The organism is Xylophilus sp. ASV27, assembly GCF_016428875.1.
Lineage (GTDB): Bacteria > Pseudomonadota > Gammaproteobacteria > Burkholderiales > Burkholderiaceae_C > Xylophilus.
The window spans coordinates 1-2,384 of the sequence record NZ_JAELTO010000211.1; the positions used below are offsets into that span (position 1 = coordinate 1).

General features: G+C 69.1%; 2 protein-coding genes. Both read left to right on the plus strand.

Annotation, left to right across the window (positions count from 1 at the left end; all coding sequences use genetic code 11):
- Positions 1-75: 75 nt before the first annotated feature.
- On the plus strand, positions 76-1,563 hold the full coding sequence (locus JHD63_RS22320) for an aldehyde dehydrogenase family protein (protein WP_198972971.1): 1,488 nt from the start codon (positions 76-78) through the stop codon (positions 1,561-1,563).
- A gap of 83 nt (positions 1,564-1,646) precedes the next feature.
- Positions 1,647-2,384: aldehyde dehydrogenase family protein (locus JHD63_RS22325; protein WP_198972972.1), on the plus strand; the 738-nt coding region annotated here is incomplete at its 3' end.

Here is a 2,384-nt window from a genome sequence, read left to right on the forward strand (position 1 = left end):
ACCTGGAGACGCGCACCACGGTCATCAGCACCACCGGCCAGTTCCCCAACTTGTACGCCTGACTGAGGAGACAGCATGACCAGCACCGTACCCGCAGAAGCCGCGCGCGCCCAGGCGCTCGCCTGGATCCGTCAAGCCCCGAAGCGCCTGCTGATCGGCGGCCAGTGGGTCGAGGCCGCCTCGGGCAAGCGCTTCGAGACGATCAACCCCACTACCGAGCAACTGCTGTGCCGCGTGGCCGAGGCCGACAGCGCCGACGTGGACGCGGCGGTCGCGGCCGCGCGCAAGGCGTTCGAGGCGCCCTCCTGGGCCGGCATGTCGCCGCACGCCCGCACGCGCGCGCTGCTGAAGATCGCCGACACGATCGAGGCGCACATCCCCGAGCTGGCCGCCATCGAGTCGCTCGACAACGGCATGCCGCTCTGGTACGCCACCGCGGCGGCCACCGCCTGCGTGGACATCTTCCGCTACTACGCGGGCTGGTGCTCCAAGGTGCTGGGCACCACGATTCCGTCGGACGGCGGCACGCTGATCTACACGCTGCGCGAGCCGCTGGGCGTGTGCGGCCAGATCATTCCGTGGAACGTGCCGGTGCTGATGGCCTCGATCAAGTTCGCCAATGCGCTGTGCTGCGGCAACACCGTGGTCCTCAAGCCCGCCGAGCTGGCGTGCCTCACCAGCATCCGCCTGGCCGAGCTGGTGCAGGAGACCGACCTGCCCCCGGGCGTCGTCAACGTGCTGCCTGGCTTCGGCCCCACGGCGGGCGCGGCGCTGGCCCAGCACTTGGGCGTGGACAAGATCGCCTTCACCGGCTCCACCGCCGTGGGCAAGCAGGTGGTGCGCGATGCCACCTCCAACCTCAAGAAGGTGACGCTGGAACTGGGCGGGAAGGCGCCCAACGTGGTGTTCGCCGACGCCGACATCGAGAAGGCGGTGCAGGCCGCCGTCAAGACCTTCTGCGGCAACTCGGGCCAGGTGTGCTCGGCCGGCACGCGATTGTTCGTGCAGGAGAGCATCCACGAGCAGGTGGCCGAGCGCGTGGCGCAACTGGCCGGCACCTGGAAGGCGGGGGACCCGTTCGCGGCGGACACCAGACTGGGTCCGCTGATCTCGGCGAAGCAGCGCGACCGCGTGCGCGCCTACATCGGCGCGGGCCAGGAAGGCGGCGCTGCGCTGCGCCTGGGCGGCCAGGCCTGGAGCGGCGCGGGCTATTTCGTCGAGCCCACGGTGTTCGACCACGTGAAGAACGGCATGCGCATCGCGCAGGAGGAGATCTTCGGCCCGGTGCTCTCGATCATCCCGTTCAAGGACGAGGACGACGCGGTGCTGCAGGGCAACGACACCCACTACGGTCTGTCCGCCGCCGTGTGGACGCGCGACGTCTCGCGCGCGCACAAGGTGGTCAAGGCGCTCAAGGCCGGACGGCTGTGGATCAACACCTTCGGCGAGGCCGACCCGGCCATGGCCTTCGGCGGCTACAAGCAGTCGGGCTGGGGGCGCGAGTTCGGGCAGGAGTCGATCGAGGCGTACACGCAGACCAAGTCGGTCATGGTGCGCTTCTAAATGCTATTTATTTCATAGCATTAAGCCCATATTCTTCCTGGGCTAGAGACCAAAAACACTTGGAAAAACCGCAGGAGACACGCATGCACCAGCCCGCCACGCCCGCCTTCCTCCAGGGCACGAAGAAACTGCTGATCGGCGGCCAGTGGGTGGATTCCACCTCGGGCCGGACCATCGACGCCATCAACCCCGCCACGGGCGCGCTGCTGTGCCGCTTCGCCCAAGGCAGCGCGCAGGACGTGGACCGCGCCGTGGCGGCGGCGCGCCGCGCCTTCGAAGGCCCGTGGAGCCGCTTCACGCCGCACGAGCGACGCAAGCTGCTGCTGCGCGTGCACGACGCGATCCTCGACAACTTCGAGGAACTGGCGCTGATCGAAACGCTGGACATGGGCGCGCCGCTGGCGCGCACGCGCGGCTACAAGGAATGGCTGTCGCAACTGCTGCAGTTCTACGCCTCGCAGACCGGCCTGGCCGGCTCGGCCAGCGGCACGCCCATGTCCATCGCGCCGGGCTTCATGGCGCTCAAGCACCAGGTGCCGGTGGGCGTGGTCGGCGGCATCATCCCGTGGAACGGGCCGCTCATGGGCCTGTGGTGGATCTACGGCCCCGCGCTGGCCACCGGCTGCACGGCGGTGCTGAAACCCGCGGAGGACGCCTCGCTCTCGTCGCTGCGCGTGTCGGAAATCATGATGGAAGCCGGCGTGCCCGAGGGCGTGATCAACGTGGTCACCGGGTACGGCAAGGACGTGGGCCAGGCGCTGGCCGAGCACATGGGCGTGGACCGCCTGGCCTTCACCGGCTCGGTGGGCACGGCGCAGGCC